This is a genomic window from Sunxiuqinia rutila, assembly GCF_050589705.1.
In the GTDB taxonomy this organism is placed as follows: Bacteria; Bacteroidota; Bacteroidia; order Bacteroidales; family Prolixibacteraceae; genus Sunxiuqinia; species Sunxiuqinia rutila.
This window is the reverse complement of the sequence record NZ_JBNGOT010000002.1, coordinates 348,004-369,938: the sequence shown is the minus strand read 5'-3', so window position 1 is coordinate 369,938 and position 21,935 is coordinate 348,004. Positions and strand designations below refer to the sequence as shown.

The 21,935-nt window shown below is 45.1% G+C and carries 17 protein-coding genes; 13 read left to right on the top strand and 4 right to left on the bottom strand.

All coding sequences use genetic code 11. The annotated features are described in order from the left end of the window. Nucleotides 1-39 precede the first annotated feature (39 nt). The 3 genes from lepB to ACRD6K_RS03310 form a co-directional block, all read right to left on the bottom strand. Nucleotides 40-1,380 carry a signal peptidase I gene (gene lepB, locus ACRD6K_RS03320; RefSeq protein WP_430972072.1) on the bottom strand — a complete coding sequence of 447 codons (1,341 nt, stop codon included), beginning with the start codon at nt 1,378-1,380 and terminating at the stop codon, nt 40-42. A 15-nt stretch (nt 1,381-1,395) separates the two neighbouring features. Further along, nucleotides 1,396-2,112, bottom strand: a complete 717-nt coding sequence (gene dapB / locus ACRD6K_RS03315; protein ID WP_299577828.1) for a 4-hydroxy-tetrahydrodipicolinate reductase — start codon at nt 2,110-2,112, stop codon at nt 1,396-1,398. 305 nt (nt 2,113-2,417) lie between these two features. After that, nucleotides 2,418-3,767 carry a sodium:solute symporter family protein gene (locus tag ACRD6K_RS03310; protein WP_430972071.1) on the bottom strand — a complete coding sequence of 450 codons (1,350 nt, stop codon included), beginning with the start codon at nt 3,765-3,767 and terminating at the stop codon, nt 2,418-2,420. A 139-nt stretch (nt 3,768-3,906) separates the two neighbouring features. Between ACRD6K_RS03310 and ACRD6K_RS03305 the strand changes: the two genes are divergently transcribed. Beyond that, on the top strand, nt 3,907-4,248 hold the full coding sequence (locus tag ACRD6K_RS03305) for a PadR family transcriptional regulator (RefSeq protein WP_430972070.1): 342 nt from the start codon (nt 3,907-3,909) through the stop codon (nt 4,246-4,248). Between the two features lie 39 nt (nt 4,249-4,287). On the opposite strand, the gene ACRD6K_RS03300 is transcribed toward ACRD6K_RS03305, so the two are convergent. Beyond that, on the bottom strand, nt 4,288-5,460 hold the full coding sequence (locus ACRD6K_RS03300; RefSeq protein WP_430972069.1) for a hypothetical protein: 1,173 nt from the start codon (nt 5,458-5,460) through the stop codon (nt 4,288-4,290). A 134-nt stretch (nt 5,461-5,594) separates the two neighbouring features. On the opposite strand from ACRD6K_RS03300, the gene ACRD6K_RS03295 reads away from it, so the two are divergent. The 12 genes from ACRD6K_RS03295 (at nt 5,595) to ACRD6K_RS03240 (ending at nt 21,902) form a co-directional block, all read left to right on the top strand. Beyond that, nucleotides 5,595-6,929, top strand: a complete 1,335-nt coding sequence (locus tag ACRD6K_RS03295; protein ID WP_430972067.1) for a 3-keto-disaccharide hydrolase — start codon at nt 5,595-5,597, stop codon at nt 6,927-6,929. Nucleotides 6,930-6,941: 12 nt separating this feature from the next. Next, complete coding sequence (locus tag ACRD6K_RS03290) at nt 6,942-7,781, top strand: sugar phosphate isomerase/epimerase family protein (RefSeq protein ID WP_430972066.1); 840 nt, start codon at nt 6,942-6,944, stop codon at nt 7,779-7,781. A gap of 27 nt (nt 7,782-7,808) precedes the next feature. Further along, nucleotides 7,809-9,155, top strand: a complete 1,347-nt coding sequence (locus tag ACRD6K_RS03285) for a Gfo/Idh/MocA family oxidoreductase (RefSeq protein ID WP_430972065.1) — start codon at nt 7,809-7,811, stop codon at nt 9,153-9,155. A gap of 401 nt (nt 9,156-9,556) precedes the next feature. Continuing rightward, nucleotides 9,557-10,771, top strand: a complete 1,215-nt coding sequence (locus ACRD6K_RS03280; RefSeq protein ID WP_430972064.1) for an outer membrane protein assembly factor BamB family protein — start codon at nt 9,557-9,559, stop codon at nt 10,769-10,771. Between the two features lie 50 nt (nt 10,772-10,821). After that, nucleotides 10,822-12,063: an outer membrane protein assembly factor BamB family protein gene (locus ACRD6K_RS03275; protein ID WP_430972063.1), complete on the top strand. Its 1,242-nt coding sequence runs from the start codon at nt 10,822-10,824 to the stop codon at nt 12,061-12,063. Between the two features lies 1 nt (nt 12,064). After that, entirely contained in the window at nt 12,065-13,486 is a 1,422-nt protein-coding gene (locus tag ACRD6K_RS03270; RefSeq protein WP_430972062.1) for an outer membrane protein assembly factor BamB family protein, read from the top strand. 42 nt (nt 13,487-13,528) lie between these two features. Further along, on the top strand, nt 13,529-14,500 hold the full coding sequence (locus ACRD6K_RS03265) for an NHL repeat-containing protein (protein WP_430972061.1): 972 nt from the start codon (nt 13,529-13,531) through the stop codon (nt 14,498-14,500). Between the two features lie 180 nt (nt 14,501-14,680). Further along, nucleotides 14,681-15,277: a 4Fe-4S dicluster domain-containing protein gene (locus ACRD6K_RS03260; protein ID WP_299577818.1), complete on the top strand. Its 597-nt coding sequence runs from the start codon at nt 14,681-14,683 to the stop codon at nt 15,275-15,277. Nucleotides 15,278-15,291: 14 nt separating this feature from the next. After that, complete coding sequence (locus ACRD6K_RS03255) at nt 15,292-16,545, top strand: 4Fe-4S binding protein (protein ID WP_430972060.1); 1,254 nt, start codon at nt 15,292-15,294, stop codon at nt 16,543-16,545. 10 nt (nt 16,546-16,555) lie between these two features. Further along, entirely contained in the window at nt 16,556-18,430 is a 1,875-nt protein-coding gene (locus ACRD6K_RS03250; RefSeq protein ID WP_430972059.1) for an outer membrane protein assembly factor BamB family protein, read from the top strand. A 6-nt stretch (nt 18,431-18,436) separates the two neighbouring features. Further along, a complete protein-coding gene (locus ACRD6K_RS03245; protein ID WP_430972058.1) occupies nt 18,437-20,791 on the top strand; it encodes an NAD(P)H-dependent oxidoreductase subunit E in 2,355 nt (784 codons plus the stop codon). A 28-nt stretch (nt 20,792-20,819) separates the two neighbouring features. Beyond that, entirely contained in the window at nt 20,820-21,902 is a 1,083-nt protein-coding gene (locus ACRD6K_RS03240; protein WP_430972057.1) for an SGNH/GDSL hydrolase family protein, read from the top strand. Nucleotides 21,903-21,935 lie beyond the last annotated feature (33 nt).

The window sequence follows — 21,935 nt, the reverse complement described above, 5'->3', positions numbered from 1 at the left end:
CAAATCTTCACTATCCTTTTTTAGTCCTAAACGTTTTGTTTAATGTACAAACGAAAATAGTCTTTTCCAGCGAATACTTCCTGGCAAACTCTTTTCCTTGTCCAGCGAAAGCCAGATGAAAACAGCTTTTCCAACAACGTGATCTTCAGGAACAAATCCCCAGTAGCGGGAATCTGCCGAATTGTGTCGGTTGTCGCCCATCATCCAGTAGTAATCCATTTCAAACGTATAGTTGTCTGTGGCTACGCCGTCAATGTAAATGGTACTGTCTTTTACGCTGAGGTCGTGATTTTCATACAGACCAATAATCCGTTCGTAAAGGGGCAGGTTTTCGATGGTCAGGTTAACCGTTGCTCCTTTTTTGGGAATGGTCAGTGGCCCAAAATTGTCCACATTCCACTTGAAGTTGGCACTGTGCGGGAAAATATTCTGGTCCCAGTTGCCTGCGGGCATATTTACCCGTTTAATGGAAGTTATGTTGTTTAGTTTTTCCAGTTTCTCAAGGTATTCATCCGTTAAAGGATAAAGGTATTGCGAACCGGAAAAAACCTGTTGGTCGGCTTTGGAAATGCCAATATCCTCAAGTACCCGTGGATTAATCGGAGTTCCGTTTGTGGTAATGATGTAATCGTATTGCACGCCGGGGAAATCGGTTTGAGGTTTGCCATTTACATACAACTCACCTTCTTTCAGTTCCAATACATCGCCAGGAATTCCAACACAGCGTTTGATGTAGTTTTCACGCTTGTCTACTGGTCGGCTGATGATTTTCCCAAACGTACGCTCATCATTCCAAATCCGGTCGCGACCATAGCTGCGTATCAGTTGGTAATAATCCTGAGTAGGCATGTTTAGCGCCACTGTATCGCCATGCGGAAAGTTGAAAACAACAACGTCGTTGTTCTTTACATCGCCAAATCCTGCCATACGCTTGTATGGATTCTGAATCCATTCAACGTAGGATTTTTTCGTTTTTGAAAGCGGCATGGTGTGATGCACAAACGGAAACGAGAGGGGCGTATTGGGCAGTTTGGGCCCGTACGATGTTTTACTTACAAAAAGGAAATCGCCAACAAGCATCGATTTTTCCATGGATGAAGTTGGGATGGTGTAAGCTTCAATAAAAAACATGCGGATAAAAGTGGCAGCTATCACTGCAAAAATGATGGCATCAACCCATTCAACCACTTTTGTTTGTTTCCCGTCAGGCGGGTTTTTCTTTTTCCAAAAGGCCCAATGTACCTTTTTGGTGATGTATATATCAAAAATAATCACCAGGCCTATAAGCCACCAGTAGCTTGTCATCCAAATCACCCAGAGACTGTAAAGCAGGGCAACCACGATGAACTTGAACCATTTGTTCGTTAAAATTTCTCTCATCAGTTTTTAGGTATGTTAGAGGTTTAAAAGATCATTCATGCTGACCAGCCCTTTCTTGCCGACACTGAATTCGGCAGCTAACACGGCCCCTAAGGCAAAACCATGCCGGCTTTTCGCACTGTGCTCAATTTCAATATAGTCAATCTCGGATTCATATTTCACCCGGTGAATTCCAGGAACGTCACCTTCCCGAATGGCTTCAATATGCAATTCATTAGCCGATTGAGGAGCGTCCAGGGTCCAGCTGTCTTTTCCAGGATAGGCTTCAAACAGGTCTTCAGCCAGAGTAATGGCAGTTCCGCTTGGAGCATCCAGTTTTTTTGTATGGTGAACTTCTTCCATACTAACATCGTATTCAGTACGGTTTTTCATGAGTTCAGCCAACTTCTTGTTCAGGGCAAAAAACAAGTTAACCCCAAGGCTGAAGTTAGAAGCATAAAAGAAGGTTCCGTCCTGCTTTTTCATTTCTTCCAGCACTTCGGCTTTTTTGTCCAGCCAGCCTGTTGTTCCGCTAACAACGGGAATTCCACTGGCAAAACAAGTTTTATAATTATTGAGCGCCGAAGCCGGAATGGTAAATTCAATCGCGGCATCAGCTTTTTTTAGATTTTCTACCGTGAGCTCGTCTTGGTTGTCCATATCAATGGTTAAAACAATTTCGTGTCCACGCTCTTTGGCAATGGCTTCAATCGCTTTACCCATTCTTCCGTAACCAATTAATGCAATTTTCATTTGTCTGTATTTTTTGTTGTCAAAATAACTTCAAAACAGTTTGATCTTCTGGTGCTTTGTAAGCTTTGAATGTGCTTTGTTTTCATTGTGTAGCCGGGGTGTTTTTTAAGATGATTAAAATCGTCAGGCTTTTACCCCGCCATATTTTGAAAGCATACAAAGATATAAATTACACGATAAATGTATAATTCTCACCGGCTGGATAAAACAATTTTCGTCAAACAATCAGAATTGAAGGGAGAAACAAGCCCAATTGCAAGATGAAATAATGGTTTAAGCTTTTGAGCAGCAGCCGGCAAAAAAACTTACTTATTAGCGGAAATTTGCTTGTTCTCAGGAATAGCCAAAATAAGGGCGTTTACGGCAAAGGCTGATATGATAATCCAGTTTCCATAGTTATTTTCCCAGAACCCAATGGCCAGTTTTCCGCTTAGCGCAACAAGGCCGCCAATAATCATGGCCCAGATACTGAGCCGCTTGTTAACTTTAAGATTGGTGAGCGCCGCAACCAGGGGAACAATAAAAGCCCCTGAATAAAAGGCCAGCGCCAATAGCAACGTACCAATGATGGAAGTAACCTTGAGGGCCAGCAGGATACTGATGATGCCACAAAGCAAGATGAAAAAGCGTGTGTTTTTCAGAGAGCGCGCGTTGTTGATGTCAGGGTGAATCAGTTCGCTTAAAATCATGGAAGAAGTAAGCAAGGTGGTATCGGCCGATGAAAGGACGGCTGAAAGCAGAGCTGCGGCCATTACGCCGGCAATCCAGTCGGGCAAATACAAGTTAATGATTTCAATCAAGGCTGCCGACTCTTCCAGCTGTCCTTTGGGGAGGTGACTGAATGCGAAGACCCCGATATACGCAAGAATGAAAGCAAATGGAAGTAAGACAGCGGCAACGATCCGAACGCTTTTTCGAGCTGTTTTTTCGTCCTTGGCACAGAAAACACGCGAATAAATATCGGGGCCAACGACAAACGTGCTGGAAAAAGTCAGGACTAAAATCAGCAAGTCAATTTGAGAAAATTGAGGGTTGAAAGGAAAGGATTGACTAAAGGCCGGAACCTGTTCGGGCGCATTCCATAAAAGGAAAGCAGTTAGGATAACACCAAAAAGAATGATGAACGATTGGAACAGGTCGGTTTTAATGATGGAGATTTGTCCGCCAATCAAGGTGTATAAGATAAAAACAGTACCAGAAAGCAATACCCCGGTTTCGTAGGGCAGGTTGAAAAAGCTAAACAGTATTTTGGCCGATGCAATGATTTGTGCAGCTACAATTCCAACCCAGGCGATGGGGATGATGACTGAGGCCGTTTTTCGGGCGGTTTCGCCATAAAACTGCCCAACCAGGTTGGTGAGCGTGTATTTACCCAGCCGGTTGACTTTGCCTACTAAAGGCACCAAAAGCCACAGGCCCAAGGAGGCTGCCACTAAATACCAGGCAGCGGCCCAGCTTTGATCCTTGGTCAGGTTGACGGTGCCTAAAATAGCCGATCCTCCAAGAACAGTAGCCAGCAAGCTTCCGGATACTTGCCAGAATCCGGAGCGTTTCCCGGCAATGAAGTAATCAGTAGGTTGCTTGATCTTCAGCCAGGAATAAATGCCTAAGGCAACAATGAAGATAAAGTATAGGATGAGAATGGTGACTTTCATTTTGAAATTTGTACAAAAATAAGAAAATAGAATCGTCCGCAATAGCTGAATGTTATTTCTGAAAAATTCAGCTATTGCAGTAGAGTGGTTTATTATGAGAATTTATATATTTAACACAAATATATAAAGCGCATATATAATGGGAGGTATTTCTAAGGAATGGACGGGGGCAGTAGCGATTCCAATTGTTTTATTATCTTTGAGTTTGTCTGATAGTTATGGGTATGAGATTGTTCAAAATGTAAAGCAAATGAGTAATGGCATGATGAAATGGCAAGAGGCAAGCATCTATCCGGTTTTAAAAAAACTTGAGAAAGAAGGTTTTGTAAAATCCTACTGGAAAGTTGAAGGTAAGGAACGGCCCCGGCGCTATTACACGATTATGGATGAGGGAAAAAAGCGACTGAATGTACAACTGACGGAGTTGAAACTGATCAATAACTTATTTGATATGCTTATGGGGGAGCAGAAAAAGGATTGATTGCGTCTTAATGTGTTGCCTGTTTTCCAATCGACTCACTTACTCCACCCTCACTAATTTAAACGATAAATCTGTTTTATTGATACCTTCTACCTCGTAAAGAGCTTTAAAGTTCTCCGGATCAACGTGTTCTGGTTTTTCAACCACCAGCTGTCCCAAATAATCCGGGTCAGTCAGTTGGTCAACCACCGAAATATTGCCGATATCCTGGGTGGAAAGAAAAAGAAGTAAGCGGTTGCCGGCATAGCCTTCGGTGTTGATAACCAGGGCATAATCCTTCTCCTTGCTGCTGCTGTTGTTGGGCTGGTAAATTTCGGCACAGGGATCACTGGAAAAAATAAACTGTTTCGTCGTGCTGCCAACACCAAACGAGAAGTTGATGTCGTTTACAATGTTTTCGAATAAGCCCATGTTTTTATAGTTACCCACAAAAATAATGTTGTTATTCTTCAAATCATCAGGCTGTAAGTCCGAGGAAAGCTTGACCTGAATGGAGGCATCCGTTTGCGCAAAAACCTTGTAGATATGGCTTTGACAAAAGGCGGCCATTTTTGATAAGTAGGTCAGGTGCGATTTGGACAGGCTAAAAACCAAGTCCGGATTTTTATCCAAAAGATGTTCAAATTCAACTTCGGAGTTGATGCTGAAATCACGATAAACGCCAACATTTCCGGTGGGTAGCTGGCCTGAAAAAACAAAGTAGTCGCCCAATACCAGCAAGGTTGGCTTTTCGTTTTCAGCAAAGGTTTGCCAAATCGGAAGTTCCTTCCACGGATTGGTGTTTTGCCCTTTTTGTTTCATAAAGAAGTAACTCAGGACAATCAATGCCGTCAGGCAAATCAGGAAAGGGGTCAGAAAAACATACTTGACGGGTTTACGGTGGTCTTTTCGCGAGTCAAACCGAACCCGGTATTTTCCTTTTTCAACCACAAAGATCAGAGAATCCTTGCTACCCTCATGGGTGTAATAGTCTTTTAGTTTTTTGCGAACATTATGAATGTAAACACGGATGTTGGAATCCTGCTTGTCATTATCGTCGTACTTTTTGCCAAAAAGTTCAACACCAATGGTAAATTCCTTCGGATTTTTACCCTCCAGCGTAGCTTCAGTCAGGTAATTTAGTAAGTCACAGCTGATCTTCGACTTCACAAAATGTCTGCTGCTGGTGATCTTTTTTAAGTATTTGTTTATGAGAGGTCTGTTGGTTGTCATTGGTGGTGTTATAGCTAAGTTATAACTGTTATAAAACCCGTTTTGGATCAGCAAATATACCTGAAATATATCTATTTTTATAAATTCGTTATCGTTCACGACAATTTACAAGAAATTAAATCAATAATACAGTTATGAAAATTCGATTGACAACACTTTTGGTTTTTATGAGTTCCTTTTTGTTTGCCGGTCAGGCAGACGGATGGGAGTACCTCTTTAACGGGAAAGACCTGTCGGGCTGGAAACAGCTGAATGGAAAAGCAAAGTACGAAGTGGTTAATGGTGTAATTGTGGGCACCACTGTTGCCAATACGCCCAATTCGTTTCTGACGACAGAAAAGGATTATGGCGACTTTATTTTAGAAGTGGAGCTTAAAGTTGATGACCGGATGAATTCCGGAATTCAGTTCCGGAGCTTGAGCAAGGCGGATTACAACAATGGACGCGTGCATGGCTACCAATGCGAAGTTGATCCTTCGGCACGGGCATGGAGTGGGGGTATTTACGATGAAGCCCGCCGTGGCTGGCTATATCCTTGTACTTTTAATCCGGAAGGAGGAAAGGCTTTTCGCAATGGCGAATGGAACCTGTATCGGATTGAATGTGTAGGAAACGATATGCGTACCTTTTTAAATGGCAAGCCTGTTGCGCACTTAATTGATGATATGACCCCAAAAGGATTCATTGCTTTGCAGGTTCACTCCATCAATAAAGCCGACCAGGCCGGCCGTCAGATTAAATGGCGGAATGTACGCATCAAAACAAAAGATGTGAAACTGACGCTCATGGACGATGTGTTTGTGGTAAACATGTTGCCTAACCAACTTTCTGAAACTGAGAAAAAGCAAGGATTCGAATTGTTGTTCGATGGCCAAACAACCAATGGATGGGAAAGCGCTTCGGCTGACCAATTTCCCGATAAAGGCTGGGTAGTGAAAGATGGTGAGTTGGTCATTTTGTCAAAAAATGAAGTGGCAAAACGTCCGGGCGACATTGTTACTACCGAAAAATTCAAGGCGTTTGATTTTCAGTTTGAGTTTAAACTGACCAAAGCGGCCAATAGCGGAATTAAATACCGCACCGGAAACAACGGACCAAGCATTGGACTGGAGTACCAGATTTTGGACGATGCCAATCATCCTGATGCCAATCAGGGAGCAGTTGGAAACCGGAAAATGGCTTCGTTGTATGATTTAATTCCTTCAGAAACCGAGGGCCGTTTTGTGAAGCCGGTTGGTCAGTGGAACCGTGGTCGCCTGGTAGTTTATCCCGACAATCGGGTGGAGCATTGGCTTAATGGAGTTAAAGTTGTGGAGTACACCATTGATTCCAATATTTTTCGCGCCTTGGTTGCCCGCAGTAAATATTCAGAATACAAGGATTTTGGTTTGGTGGAAGAAAGCCCGATTCTTTTGCAGGATCACCAGGACGAAGTGCATTTCAGAAGTCTGAAAATTCGAAAACTATAAATCATACAAACAATGACTAAACGAACAAGTGGACTGCTTGTCCTATTGATTGCCGTGATGACTCTAGGGGTTTCCTGTCAATCGGCACAAAAACCGGCAACCGAGGATGTGAAAAAAGAAATCAAATTTAAGTTGGGCGTGGCTTCCTATTCGCTCCGAAAATTTGATACCGACAAAACACTGGCGTTTACCAAGCAATTAGGGGCTGACTACATCGCTTTTAAAAGCTTTCATTTAAAGTTGGACGCTACAGATGCCGAAATTGCTGAAGCCGTTAAGAAAAGCAAAGCAGCAGGCGTGGATTTATACGCTGGAGGCGTTATTTATATGAAAACGGAGGCTGAAGTAGATCAGGCATTTGAATATGCTAAGAAGGCGGAAATGGACATGATTGTTGGCGTTCCTTCGCATGAATTGCTTCCCTATGTTGAAAATAAAGTGAAAGAATACGACATCAAATTGGCTATTCACAACCATGGGCCTGGCGATAAGCTGTATTCAAGTGCTGAAAGCGCTTATGTATTGATTAAAGACATGGATCCACGCATGGGCTTGTGTATTGATATTGGCCACACCAAGCGTATTGGTCGTAGTCCTTCGCAAGATGTCAAAGACTTTTATGACCGGGTGCTGGACATTCATATTAAAGATGTCACCAAGGCAGACCATGATGGTTCAACCTGCGAAATTGGGCATGGAGTCATCGACTTCGATCAGTTTTTGAATGACTTGGTCGATTTGGGTTACGATGGCGTTGTCGCGCTTGAATATGAAAAAGATGGCGATGATCCGTTTGTTGGCATGGCCGAATCAATGGGCTATGTCAAGGGAATTTTAGCAACAATTGAATAAACCTAATCACAAATAAATCAAAAGAAAATGAGTTCAAACAGAAGAGATTTTTTACGAAAAGCAGCGGTCGGAGCTGCGGGAATTACTTTGGGTGGATCAGCCATGGGAATGTCAGCTAAAAGCTACTCCCGGATTATTGGAGCCAACGACCGGTTACAAGTAGCCTACATGGGCTGTGGTCGCCGGGTTGGTGCGTATTACAATGCGGTAAAAGATAAAAACAACAATATTGATCTGGCTTACATTTGCGATGTCATGAAAAGTCAGCGCGAAAAGGTAGCCAAAGACCTGAATGGCAAAGTAAGTGGTAAAGCCAAGCTGGTCAGCGATATTCGTGAAGTGTTTGCTGATCAGAAAGTAGATGCCATTTTCAATGCAACACCCGATCATTGGCATGCTCCCGGAACATGGATGGCCATGGAGGCAGGCAAACATGTGTATATTGAAAAGCCATGTAGTCATAGTCCGCGTGAGGGCGAGTTGCTGGTGCATTTCCAAAAGAAGTACAACAAAGTGGTACAAATGGGGAACCAGCAGCGTTCAGCTCGCGAATCAATTGCCATTATAAAAGCAATTCATGATGGTGAAATTGGTGACGTTTACCGTGCTGTTGCTTTCTATTCGAACCAACGGGGCGAAGTTCCGGTTTCTAAAAAAGCTCCCGTTCCCGAAGGGTTGGATTGGGAATTGTGGCAAGGACCGGCACCGCATGAAGCTTATCGACACGACACCTGGGACTATAACTGGCACTGGTACGGATGGAACTGGGGAACAGCTGAAACGGGGAACAATGCCACTCACGAATTGGATATTGCCCGCTGGGCGTTGCAGGTTGATTACCCTGAGCATGTTGATGTGCAGGCAGCCAAACGTCATTTCCTGAACGATGGCTGGGAAATGTATGATACCATGGATGCCAGCTTCCGTTTCCCCGGAAACAAAATAATTGTGTGGGATGGCAAAAGTCGTAATAGCTACAGCACCTATGGCTCAGGGCGCGGAACCATCATTTACGGCACTGAAGGTTCTGTTTATGTCGATCGTGGTGGCTACAAATTGTTTGACCGTGGAGGCAAACTGGTGCGCGACAGCAAATCGGCCAGCAATGAAGCCGGTACAGCCCTTGGTGGCGGAGGTGACATGACTGACATGCATATTCTTAATTTCTTCGATAACATCAGGGGAAAATCCAGCTTGTTAAATTCACCGATTGATATGGGAGCGAAGAGCCAAATGCTGACTCACTACGCCAATATCGCTTACCGCACTGGAAAATCATTTGATGTTAACACGCAAAACGGACATATTTATGACCGTGATGCCATGAAATTATGGGATCGGGAATACCAGCCTGGTTGGGAACCCAAATTATAAATAGAAAAACGAATTGTTTTGAAAGCTTCCGGTTATCCGGGAGCTTTTTTTGTGTCTTGCTGAAAAAGAGTTATTGAATTTCCGAATAATTATAGTTTATATTCTGGCTGCTTTTTTCATTTCAGAAAGATAGCGGATGGGCACCTTCCCTCCTGGTTTTACAGAAGTTGAGTCGTTGATGTTTCTCAAACAGGGTGTAAGAATCGTTTGTTATCTACTTTTTTGCAGGAATTATTTTTTCGTATTTGTCAGTATACCAGTCTTTTGTTGATTTTCTAGGTATCATAATACTTGTTAATAAATGTAACTATTTAGAACCTTGTTAAATTTGCAAGGTGGCTATGCGGTTTGGTCTTTCCTTAATAAATTTGAGAGCGTTTGATTTAACTAACAGAAAAACCATGAGAAACCGCTTGACAACCTTACTCTTTTGTGTACTTTTTTCCTTAAGTGCCCTTGCCCAACAACCTACTCAATGGCGGGGCGAAAACTCGGAAGCCAAATACCCTGCCCCCAATTTACTGGCATCATGGCCTGCTGATGGCCCTGAAGTGCTTTGGCACTATGATGCGCTGGGCACTGGTTACTCCACACCGGCCTTTGCCAACAGTAAAATCTACTGCACAGGCATGGAGGATGAAATGGGGTATCTGAACATTTTCGATGAAAAAGGAAACTTTGAAAAGAAGGTTCAATATGGAAAAGAGTTTGAAGTCAGCTATCCCGGAGCACGACCAACGCCAACGATTGTCGGAGATTTGGTCTATATCTCAACCGGGTATGGCGAATTGGTTTGCTTGAACTGGCAAACCGGAAAAATTTTATGGAATAAAGAACTGGGAGCTGATTTTGGTGCCGAGAACATTCGCTTTGGCTTTACCGAGTCGGTGGTTGTTGACGGCGAGAAAGTATATTTTACGCCAGGGGGTAAGGAATACAATGTTGTGGCTTTGAACCGCATGAATGGAGACTTAATTTGGAAGAGTGCCGGTAAAGGACAACTTTCAGCATATTGTACTCCAAAGCTGGTTAAACTGCCTCAGCGCCAGCTGCTGGTAACACACACGGGCGATCAGATTATTGCTGTAGACACCGAAGATGGAAAGCTGCTATGGAATTATCCCTTTCCAAATCAATACAACATTCATCCCAATACGCCCATTTTTGAAGATGGTGCCTTGTTCTTCATTACCGGTTACGGGCAGGGATGCGTGAAACTGGCTTTAAACGAGGATGGTTCGGCAATAACAAAAGTTTGGAGTACCGAAAAAATGGACAACCAAATGGGAGGAGCCGAAATTGTTGACGGTTACGTTTACGCCTCTGGTCACAAGTCACGTGGCTGGTTTTGCTTCGATTATACGACCGGACAGGAAATGTGGAACTCGAAAGAAATTGGTAATGGCGCAATCATCATGGCAGCTGATAAGTTTATCATCTATTCCGATCGGGGAGAGTTGGCCTTGGTGAATCCAAATCCGGAGAAACTGGATATTGTCTCAGCAACCAAAGTGCAATACGGAACGGCTCAGCACTGGGCACATCCGGTGGTTCATAACGGCGTGCTGTATGTCCGTCATGGAAAGTCTCTGATTGCTTACAAAATATCCGCTTAGTTTTCAAAATATACGGAAGATCTGGCCTAAACCCAATAAAAAACTAACAAATGAAAAAGATACTGATTCTCCAGCTGGCGCTATGTTTAAGTGTGTTTGTTGAAGCACAAGTTTACCAATTTCGTGGGCCCAATCGCGATGGTAAGTTTCCGGAATCCGGTTTATTAAAGGAATGGCCCGAAACCGGACCTGAGCTCTTGTTGCAGCTTGAAGGTATTGGGAAAGGCTATTCATCGGTAATTACCAATGGAGATTACATTTACGCAACGGGTATGATTGATACCTTGGATTACCTGACTTGCTTCGATTTTGAAGGCAATCAGAAATGGCAAGTGGCTTACGGCGAATCCTGGAAAAAGTCGTTTCCGGACACCCGAAGCACGCCAACCATTGAAGATAACCGCATTTACATCATTAGCGGAATTGGAGAATTGGTTTGTTTGAATGCTGAGACCGGAGCGATTAACTGGAAAGTGAATGTCGATCGGGATTACAAATCGGAGTGGCATATTTGGGGTGTTTCAGAATCGCCACTGATTGTTGATAACAAGGTGATTTGCACGCCTGGTGGACAGGAAACTTCCGTGGTGGCCTTTGATAAGCTAACCGGTGAAGAAATCTGGAAAACAACAAGCGTTGGCGGACAACGGGCTTATGCTTCGGCAACAACCCTCAATTACCAAGGGAAACACTATGTTTTGGCGGTTACAGCCACCCATCTCATTGCGCTGGACCCGGCAAACGGCGAAGTAAAAATGACTTATCAATACTATGAGCATGACAAGTGGTCGGACCAGCCCGGCCTGATCTGGACCAACGTGCCCTTGTGCAAGGACGACGAAATATTCTTATCGATGGGATATGATTATCCGGCCAAAATGCTGAAGATAAACGGTGATAGAATGGCTTTTGAAGAAGTGTATACCGACACTGTTTTTGACAATCACCACCATGGAATGATTGAATTGGATGGTTACATCTATGGATCGAACTGGGAAAACAATCGCAAAGGAAACTGGCTGTGTAAAAATTGGGAAACAGGCGAAATTGCTTACGATACGCCTTGGAATACCAAGGGAGCAATGGTTTATGCTGACGGACTATTTTACATCTATGAGGAGCAACGTGGAAATATTGCTTTGGTAAAACCAGATCCTGCTGGCTTCGAGGTGATCAGCTCATTCCGAATTGAAAAAGGGGCAGGTCCGCACTGGGCACACCCGTATATTTATGATGGCAAACTATTCCTGAGGCATGGCGATGTGCTGATGGTATATAATATAAAGGCTTAGTGTGAAGAAATCGCTTATACATTCAGTTGTTGGATTAGCTGTTCTTGCGGGATTGGCCGCTCTGTTTTTTTGGTTGTCGAAAGACCCAACCGAAAACTTGCAGGTAAGCTTACCAGGGGCCGATAATCGGCAGGAGGGAAACTTGGTGCAGGAGATCATTCAGATTGGTGAAAACTTCAATTTATTTGATCATCAGGCTCCGGAAATGGAGGGAACCTGGTCCCGGTTTCGGGGGGAGAATTTTGACAACATTGTTTCTGAAAAACAAAACCTGAAAGACAGTTGGGCCCCGGATGAACCGGAGATTTTATGGTCGGTAGAATTGGGCGAAGGGCACGCCGGCCCTGCGATCTACAAGGGTGAGGTGTATGTGCTCGATTACGATGAAGAAACCCGTGAAGATGCTTTGCGCTGCTTTTCACTGATCGATGGACAGGAAATCTGGCGTCGGTCGTATGGCGTACATGTTAAGCGGAATCATGGGATGTCGCGAACGGTTCCAACAGTTACCGAAGATTATGTGGTTTCGATTGGTCCGCGTTGTCATGTGATGTGTGTTGAACGCAAATCGGGCGATTTGGTGTGGGGCCTGGATATGGTAAAAAACTATGGAACGGAAATTCCGCAGTGGTACACCGCGCAATGCCCCTTGGTAGATGGCGACAAGGTAATTTTAGCGCCGGGCGGAAGTACAATCATGATGGCGGTCGACATTCATTCGGGTGAGATTTTATGGGAATGCCCCAACACCATGCAGTGGAAAATGTCGCATTCGTCCATTTTGCCTATGGATTTCAATGGACGTAAAATGTATGTGTATAGTGCCGATGGCGGCGTTTGTGGAATAGCTGCCGATGGGGAAAACGAAGGCGAAGTGCTTTGGCAATCTAATGCCTGGAACCATTCAGTGGTGGCCCCTTCGCCGGTTATTTTCGACGATGGACGAGTCTTTCTAACGGCGGGCTACGGGGCCGGTAGCATGATGATTCAACTGGTGCCGGAAGGTGATGGATTTGCTGTTGAAGTGCTGACAGAGTATAAACCCAAGGAGGGATTGGCTTGTGAACAACAAACTCCCATTTTCTGGAAAGGACACCTGTTTGGTATTTTGCCCAAGGATGGGGGAGCCAACCGGAACCAGTTGGTTTGCGTCAGTCCGGATGATGTGCAGACGATGGTTTGGACATCGGGAAAGGAGGCCCGTTTTGGCCTGGGACCCTATATCATTGCAGATGATAAAATGTACATATTGGATGATGATGGCACCTTGACAATGATCAAACCGGATACGAACAGATACATCCAGTTGGCACAAAAAAAGATACTGGATGGACACGATGCCTGGGGCCCCTTGGCTATTGCCGACGGGCGGCTTTTGATGCGTGATTCAAAAACGATGGTTTGCCTGGATATTAGTAAATAATAAGGGGTTAGGGGATTTAGAAATTGAAACAACTAAGGACACATGAAATACAAAAAGCTGGTTAATTTGATTTTAGTGTTGATGGCTGCAGGCATTGCGATTATTATTGCGCGTGATTTTGTGGTTAATCGAAGTGGCAAGCACATTGAGAATCCCTATGCCTTTGATGTTAGTGAATACACAACCGTTGATCCTTCGGCAATTATTTACAAGGAACAAAAAGTTTTGCAACTCAAGGTCAATCAGCCCAAAGGAATTGCTTATAAAGATGGGGTTATTTATGTGATTGCCGACAGCAGCCTGATTCTTCTGAATGAACAGGGGCAATTGCTGCAAAATATACAGCTGGATGCTGAGCCTACTGCCATTGCGGTGGCAGATCAGCTTTGGCTGGCCTTGAACAATCAGGTTATTTCCTTTGATCAGAAAGGACAGGAAATCCAACGCTGGCCGGCATACAATGACCGCTCGGTAATTACTTCGCTGGCTGTTTCACCCCGGTATGTGTATGTGGCGGATGCCGGAAACCGGCTTATTTACCAATGTTCGCCAACGGGTGAGTTGATTCAGGAAATTGGGGCTGAAAACGAGCAGAAAGCAGTGCCCGGATTCGTTATTCCAAGCCCGTATTTCGACATTGACCTGAATGAAGAAGATTACCTGTGGGCGGTTGACCCGGGAAGGCATAGTCTGGAAAATTTCAATGCTGATGGCTCCATGCGCAGCTCATGGACCGTTTCATCGGTTCAAACCGAGGGGTTTAGCGGATGTTGCAATCCGGCACATATGGCCATGATGACCGAGGATCGGTTTGTTACCAGCGAAAAAGGAATTGTGCGGGTAAAAGTTTACGATCAGCACGGGGAATACCTTGGCGTGGTGGCTGCTCCCAACCAGTTTGATGAAGATTCTCCGGCTCCGGACGTATGTGTGGATGACAACGGACGAGTGATCTTACTGGACTTCAGTCGCAAACAAGTGCGTATCTTTCAACCTAAAGAAAACGAGGAATGAATCGAAAAGAGTTTATAACAAAGGGGTTACAGCTGGGGATATTAACCGGGATGGTTGGAGGAACGCTGTTTCTAGTTAAACGCAACAAGGTCGATTTTAGCTGTTCTGCAGAGGGCGGGTGCAAATCTTGCTCCTTGTATAATGGGTGTGATTTAGATAAAGCCAAACAAAGCAAAAACGATGAGCGATAAGCAAGAACATCAGAAACCGAATCGGCGTGAGTTCATCCAAAAAGGGATGAGACTGACTTTGGGCGCGTCGTTGGCAGGTGTTGCCGGTTTTGCTGCCCTCAAGGTTAGTGCCGATGATTACGTATGGCAGCTCGATCCGTTCAAGTGTGTGTACTGCGGGCGTTGTGCCGACTATTGTGTGGTAACACCTTCGGCTGTAAAATGTGTGCATGCCTACGATCTGTGCGGGTACTGCGATTTGTGTGGTGGATACCTCAAACCCGATGCGAATGCCCGGTCAACTGCGGCAGAGAACCAATTGTGCCCCACAGCAGCCATCAAACGAAAGTTTGTTGAAGATCCTTATTTCGAATATGAAATTGACGAAGAATTATGTTTCGGATGCGCGAAATGTGTGGAAGGCTGCACCTCTTTTGGCAACGGCTCCTTGCACCTGCAGGTACGCCATGATTTGTGTGTGAATTGCAACGAATGTTCCATCGCACGCGTTTGTCCGGCAGATGCTTTTGAACGCGTGCCGGCAAGTAATCCCTATAAAATTAAGGGCGATTTTTCGCAAGGAACAGCCTCGTCCAACCCGGCCTAAACAATGAAAAACCAATGAACCGAATCTCTAAAATACTATTTACTCTTACAGCTTTGCTGCTCAGCCTGCCTGCCTGGGCACAACAGCGGTTTCCCAAGCCTGAATTTGAAACGGGTTATGTGCAGCCAATCACTTCGCAAGCTGCACCGCGTGCCTTGTTTTTAGAATACCTGGATGTTTTTATGCTTATTGCCACCTTGGCGATCGCCACGTGGTTTGTGGTGAAAAAGCGCTCGCGCCGAGGGGTGATGTGGACCTCTGTGTTTGCCTTGCTTTATTTTGGTTTTTTCCGCGAGGGCTGCATTTGTGCTATCGGCTCCATTCAGAATATTACTTTAGCGTTGTTCGACCCTGCATATGTGTTGCCATTTACTGCACTTGCTTTTTTCGTTATCCCTTTGGTGGTAACTCTTTTCTACGGACGGACTTTTTGTGCCGGAGTTTGTCCCCTGGGCGCTATTCAGGATTTGGTTGCCTTTCGTCCCATCGAAATCCCCAAATGGCTGCAAAAGGTACTGGGAATGATTCCTTACCTGTATCTGGCCTTAGCCGTGTTGTACGCAGCCACCAAATCGGAATTTCTGATTTGTCGCTACGATCCGTTTGTTGGGCTGTTCCGCTTCGATGCCGAATTTCAAATGTTGTTGTTGGGCGGTCTATTTCTGCTGGTCGGCATTTTTGTAGCACGACCATATTGCCGCTTCTTTTGCCCTTACGGTGTTTTGTTGGGTTGGATGTCTGCCTTCTCAACCAAGCACATGAAAATTACACCCAGCAATTGCATTCAATGTAAACTGTGTGCCAACTCCTGTCCGTTTGGGGCTATTGATGAGCCTGTAGAAGAGCAGGGAAGCCGGCGTTCGAATGTACAACGCCTGATGACTTATTTGATTTTCATTCCCTTGTGGATTGGTATTGGGGGTTTGGCCGGTTCAATGCTGCATGTGCCTTTGGCTAAGTTCAATAAAACTGTGTACCTGGCCGAACAATTGGTAGCACATCCGGAACTAAAGCAAGATACCGAACACATTGATGCCCGGGCATTCATGCAGTCCGGAAAGTCGATGGATCAGCTGGTTACTGAAGCCAAAGAAATCCGGAGTCAGTTTTACTGGGGAGGCTGGATACTGGGAGGCTTCATGGGTTTGGTGGTTGGCCTGACCTTACTGAAACTGGCATCGCACCGAACCCGAAACGATTACGAACCTGATAAAACGAACTGTTTAAGCTGCGGACGATGCATGGATTATTGTCCAGTGAAGAAATAAAATGAAAAAGATGAACCTGACCCTAAAAGATAAAATGAGTCTGGCCAGAGGCTTAGCTTGGTTTGCTGCCCTTTTTAGCTTGATTGTGAGTATAATGCTGATTGCGAACTATTTGCAGCTAAAATCAGTCGATCCGCTGGAAAGTCCGGCCTTGCAATCCTTGGTTGAGCGCTTGCACGACAATCCGAATGATGAGGTGCTGAAAGAAAATATTCGTTCGCTCGATTTGTTGATTCGGAAAGCGTATTTCACCAGCCAGTGGCAAATTCGAACCGGTGCGTATTTGTTGATTTTTGGTGTACTGCTATTTGTGCTGGCTGTTCGCTACCTGAAATCACTTCGTCCGGGGCTGGAGGAAATGGAGAGCATTGAAAAGGATGCTTTTCTGGATAAGCAGCTGGCACGAAAGTGGCTTGTTTACTCCGGAATGGGCCTGTTTATTCTGGCTTTGGGTGCAGGTTTTTTGTCGAATAATGTACTGGATAGCTATGAGCCGGCTGTGGTTGCAGAAAACCAGTCACCATCCGATGTTGAAGTGATTGAAGTGCTGCCCGTTGCTGAAAATCCGGCAGAAGTGGCTGTTGAAAGCACAAGTCCGGAAGACCTTAATACGAAAGAGCAAGCAGCTTCTGAAGATATTCAGAAAACGGAACCTGTGGCTGAAAAAGTGGACGAACCAAAAACAGAGCCGGTTAAGGCTCCGGCCAAAGCCAGTGCGGCTATTCCCAGTCAGGAGCAGTGGCGGGCCAACTACCCGTTTTTCAGAGGGCCACAAGCCGATGGCATTGCTTTTAAAGCAAACACGCCTGAACAGTTCGACATCGCTTCGGGAAATGGTGTGTTGTGGCAAGTGAAAATACCCAAGCATGGCTATAATTCACCCATTGTGTGGAATGACAAGCTGTTTGTTTCCGGAGCAGACAATGAGGCCCGGGAAGTTTATTGCTATCAGGCATCAACAGGAGAATTACTCTGGCAAGCCAAAGCCGATCAGATTCCGGGTTCACCCGCGAAATTGCCTAAAGTGACAGAAGATACCGGACTGGCAGCTCCAACCATGGCAACCAATGGGGCAGCGGTTTTTGCCCTTTTTGGTACAGGCGATTTGCTGGCTCTTGACTTCTCTGGAAAGCGTTTGTGGGCTAAAAATCTGGGCGTACCTGATAATCATTACGGGCATTCATCCTCGCTGATCATCTACAACGACAAACTAATTATTCAATACGATACCAATCGCGGAGCCAAAGTGATGGCTTTAGCAACAGCTGATGGATCTTCTCAATGGGAAACAGAACGTGATGCACGCATTTCGTGGGCTTCGCCGGTATTGGCTGAAGTGAATGGGAAGACGCAGGTGGTTTTAACCGGTGAGCCTTTGGTGGCGGGTTATGACCCGGAAACAGGCGAAGAGCTCTGGAAAATGGATGTCATGATGGGCGAAGTTGGTCCCTCGGTAGGCTATGCTGATGGCGTGGTTTATGCCGCGAATGAGTATGCAACATTAGCAGCCATTAAGTTGGGAGAAACGGCGGAACTTATTTGGGAAGACAGCGAGTATTTGCCTGAAGTAGCTAGCCCCTTGGCGGTGGATGGTTTTCTGATTATTGCAACCAGTTATGGCGTGGTAGCTTGTTACGATGCCAAAGACGGCACGAAATATTGGGAGCAGGAATATGGTGACGGGATTTATGCTTCACCGGTATATGCCGATGGGAAGGTGTATGTGATGGATATGGGAGGTAACCTGCATGTGATCAAACTGGGCAAGGAGTTCCAGTTGGTTGCGGAATCATCGCTGGGTGAAAAATCGGTGTGCTCACCGGTATTTGCGAATGGTAAAATGTATTTGCGTGGTTTCGACCAGTTGTATTGCATCGGAAAATAGATTGAAATGACAGAAGAAACTCAACATATCATTCACTGGGTTGACGAAATCGTACAGCAAAAGGGGAATACGAAAAAGGCGTTGATCCCCATCTTGCAGGCTATTCAGAATGAATTTAATTATTTGCCGGAAGAAGCCTTGAAACATGTATGCGAAACGACAGAAATTACCCCGGAAAATATAACAGGTGTGGCCAGCTTTTATTCGCAATTTCGGATGCAACCTGCCGGACAGCACTTGGTTAAAGTGTGCGTGGGAACGGCTTGCCATGTGAAAGGAGCCATGCAGGTGTACGATGCTTTTAAGCGTCACTTCAAATTAACAGGCTCGGAAGAAACGGATGCTGAAGGAAAATATACGCTGGAAAAAGTGGCCTGTCTGGGCTGTTGTACGCTGGCCCCTGTCGTTCAGGTTGACGATGTCACTTACGGGCATGTAACTACTGACAAGGTGGGCTCGGTTATTCAGGATTTTGAAAGCCAGGTTGGCAAAGTGGGCAACAAAAGCAAATTCCGGCATGCCGATGGGAGCGAGTTTCAGGGTGAGATTCGAATTGGCTTGGGTTCTTGCTGTGTGGCCAGCGGCAGCGAAGATGTTAAAAAAGAAATTGAACGAACCATTGAGGGCACCGGCATCAACCTGCAACTTAAAAATGTTGGTTGTGTGGGAATGTGTCATCAGGTTCCCTTGGTGGAAGTTATTGATGAAAACAAGCAAAGCAAGCTTTATGCGAAGGTTAAGCCCAATGAAATAGCCGACATTGTCAACACGCATTTTAAGTCGAAGAGCCTGCTGGGACGGGTTCGGAATAGGGCCTACAACCTGCTGGAAAAATTACAAACGGATGAAGTATGGGAAGGCGTTGACCGCTATGCCATTGACGTGCGTGATGAAATGGTTTCCAGCTTTTTGGACCGTCAGTTGCCCATTGCCACGGAACACCGCGGGGTGATCAATCCGTTGGATATGGATGAATATCGCAGCTATGGTGGTTTCGAAGCCTTGCAGAAAGTACTACAAATGAACCGGGAGGAGATCATTCAAACCGTCAAAGACAGTGGCTTGCGCGGACGCGGTGGTGCGGGTTTTTTAACCGGCTTGAAATGGGAATTGGTAGCCAAAGAGCAAGGGGAAAAGAAATACTTGATTTGCAATGGCGATGAAGGTGATCCCGGTGCTTTTATGGACCGAATGCTGCTGGAATCGTACCCCTATAGGGTGATTGAAGGAATGCTGATTGCGGCCTATGCTGTACAGGCTACCGACGGTTATTTCTACATCCGTGCGGAATATCCATTAGCAGTTACCCGCATTCGGCAAGCGCTCATTAATTGCCGGGAGCAAAATTTGGTTGGCGAAAATATTCTTGGTGCAGGCTTCAATTTCGATATTCAGATTTATGAAGGAGCTGGTGCTTTTGTTTGCGGCGAAGAAACTGCTTTGATGGCTTCCATCGAAGGAAATCGCGGTTTCCCAACCATTCGGCCACCATTTCCGGCACAAAAAGGCCTGTGGGGACAGCCAACGCTCATAAACAATACAGAAACTTTTGCTCAGGTATCCTACATCATCCGAAAAGGGAAGGAGCATTTTAATGCCATTGGAACCGAGAATTCCAAAGGAACAAAGGTATTCTCGCTGACCGGAAAAGTGAATCGTGGCGGACTGATTGAGGTGCCAATGGGGATTACTATCCGGCAAATTGTGGAGGAAATTGGGGGAGGCGTGCAGAACGGAAAAAAATTTAAAGCCGTTCAGGTAGGTGGTCCTTCAGGTGGTTGTATTCCGGCTTCCTTGTACGATACACCGATTGACTACCAATCGCTGATCGAAGTGGGAGCCATGATGGGCTCTGGAGGTTTAGTGGTTCTGGATGAAGACGACTGTATGGTTGATATTGCCCATTACTTCCTGTCATTTACTCAGGAAGAATCGTGCGGGAAATGTACCTTTTGCCGTGTAGGAACCAAGCGCATGCTGGATATCCTGACTAAAATCACTTCAGGAAAAGGGAATAAGAAAGACCTGGAAGAACTAAAATATTTGGCTGACTGGACCAAAAAGGGTAGCTTGTGCAACCTTGGAAAGTCGGCTCCAAACCCGATTATTACCACCCTGCACTATTTTTACGAAGAATATGAAGCACACATCGAAGGTCGTTGTCCGGCAGGAAAATGCACGAAGATGATCAGTTATTCAATCAACGATGAGTGTATTGGTTGCACCAAATGTGCTCAGAAATGCCCGGTGGAAGCGATTAAGTTTGAGCCTCACAAGAAGCATTCGGTTAATATGGATTTATGTATCAAATGCGATGCGTGCCGGCAGGTTTGTCCGGTTGATGCCGTGGATGTGAAATAGACTAATTTAATTTAATAGAGTATATAGAATGAAAAATTTGATGGTATTTGTGATGTTGATTTTATCGGTAACATGTATGGGAACGACAACAAGCCTGGAGGACATGAAATATTTGAACGCAGATGCGTTTCAATTAATAGGAAAAGGTTTTGAAGATACGCCAACCCGTTACTCCAGACTTCCCGCAAGCCTGGAGGGAGTAACCCGGCCACCGGTTTGGTCTTTGTCTCAAAACTGCAGTGGGCTGGCAATTCGCTTTAAAACCAATTCAACGGCAATCGCTGCTCGCTGGGAAGTTACAGGAGACGTATTCATGAATCACTTTACCATGACCGGCATTAAAGGGATGGATTTGTATTGTTTGAAAGATGGTCAGTGGCAGTTTGTCAACTCAGCACGTCCAACCGGTAAGGAAACAACTGCCATGATTATTCAGAATATGGCTGGCGAGATGAATGAATACATGCTTTATTTGCCACTTTACGACGGGTTGAAAAAGCTTGAAATTGGTGTTGAACCGACAGCTCTTATTGAGCAGGCACAAGTTGATTCGCCTAGAAAAGGGAAACCGGTTGTTTTCTATGGAACCAGCATCACTCAAGGCGGATGTGCTTCGCGTGCGGGCATGTCTTACCCCAACATTTTATCACGCATAATGGATAAGGAAATTATTAATTTGGGATTCAGCGGAAATGGTCAGCTTGATTTGGAAGTGGCTGAGGCGATGGCTACCATTGATGCATCATGCTTTGTGATTGATTGTTTGCCCAATGTTTCAGTCGCTCAGATGAACGAGAAATATGCCCGCTTCATCGAGATTGTACGGGAAAAAAATCCGGAAACACCAATCTTGCTTGTCGAAACAATTCTTTTCCCTCACAGGCATTTTGATCAGTCTGTTTTCACCCTGCTTCAGGATAAAAATGAAACCTTAACCCGAATTTACAAGGAACAAAAAGCCAAAGGTGATCGGAAGATTTATTATCAAAAAGCCGATGACTTGATTGGGGATGATCAGGAAGCCACTGTTGACGGGGTACACCTGACCGATCTGGGTTTTAAACGCATGGCTGAGAACCTTTATCCGGTGATACGAAAATTGATCAAATAGCTTATTTGCTGATTGACAGAATTCAATATAAAC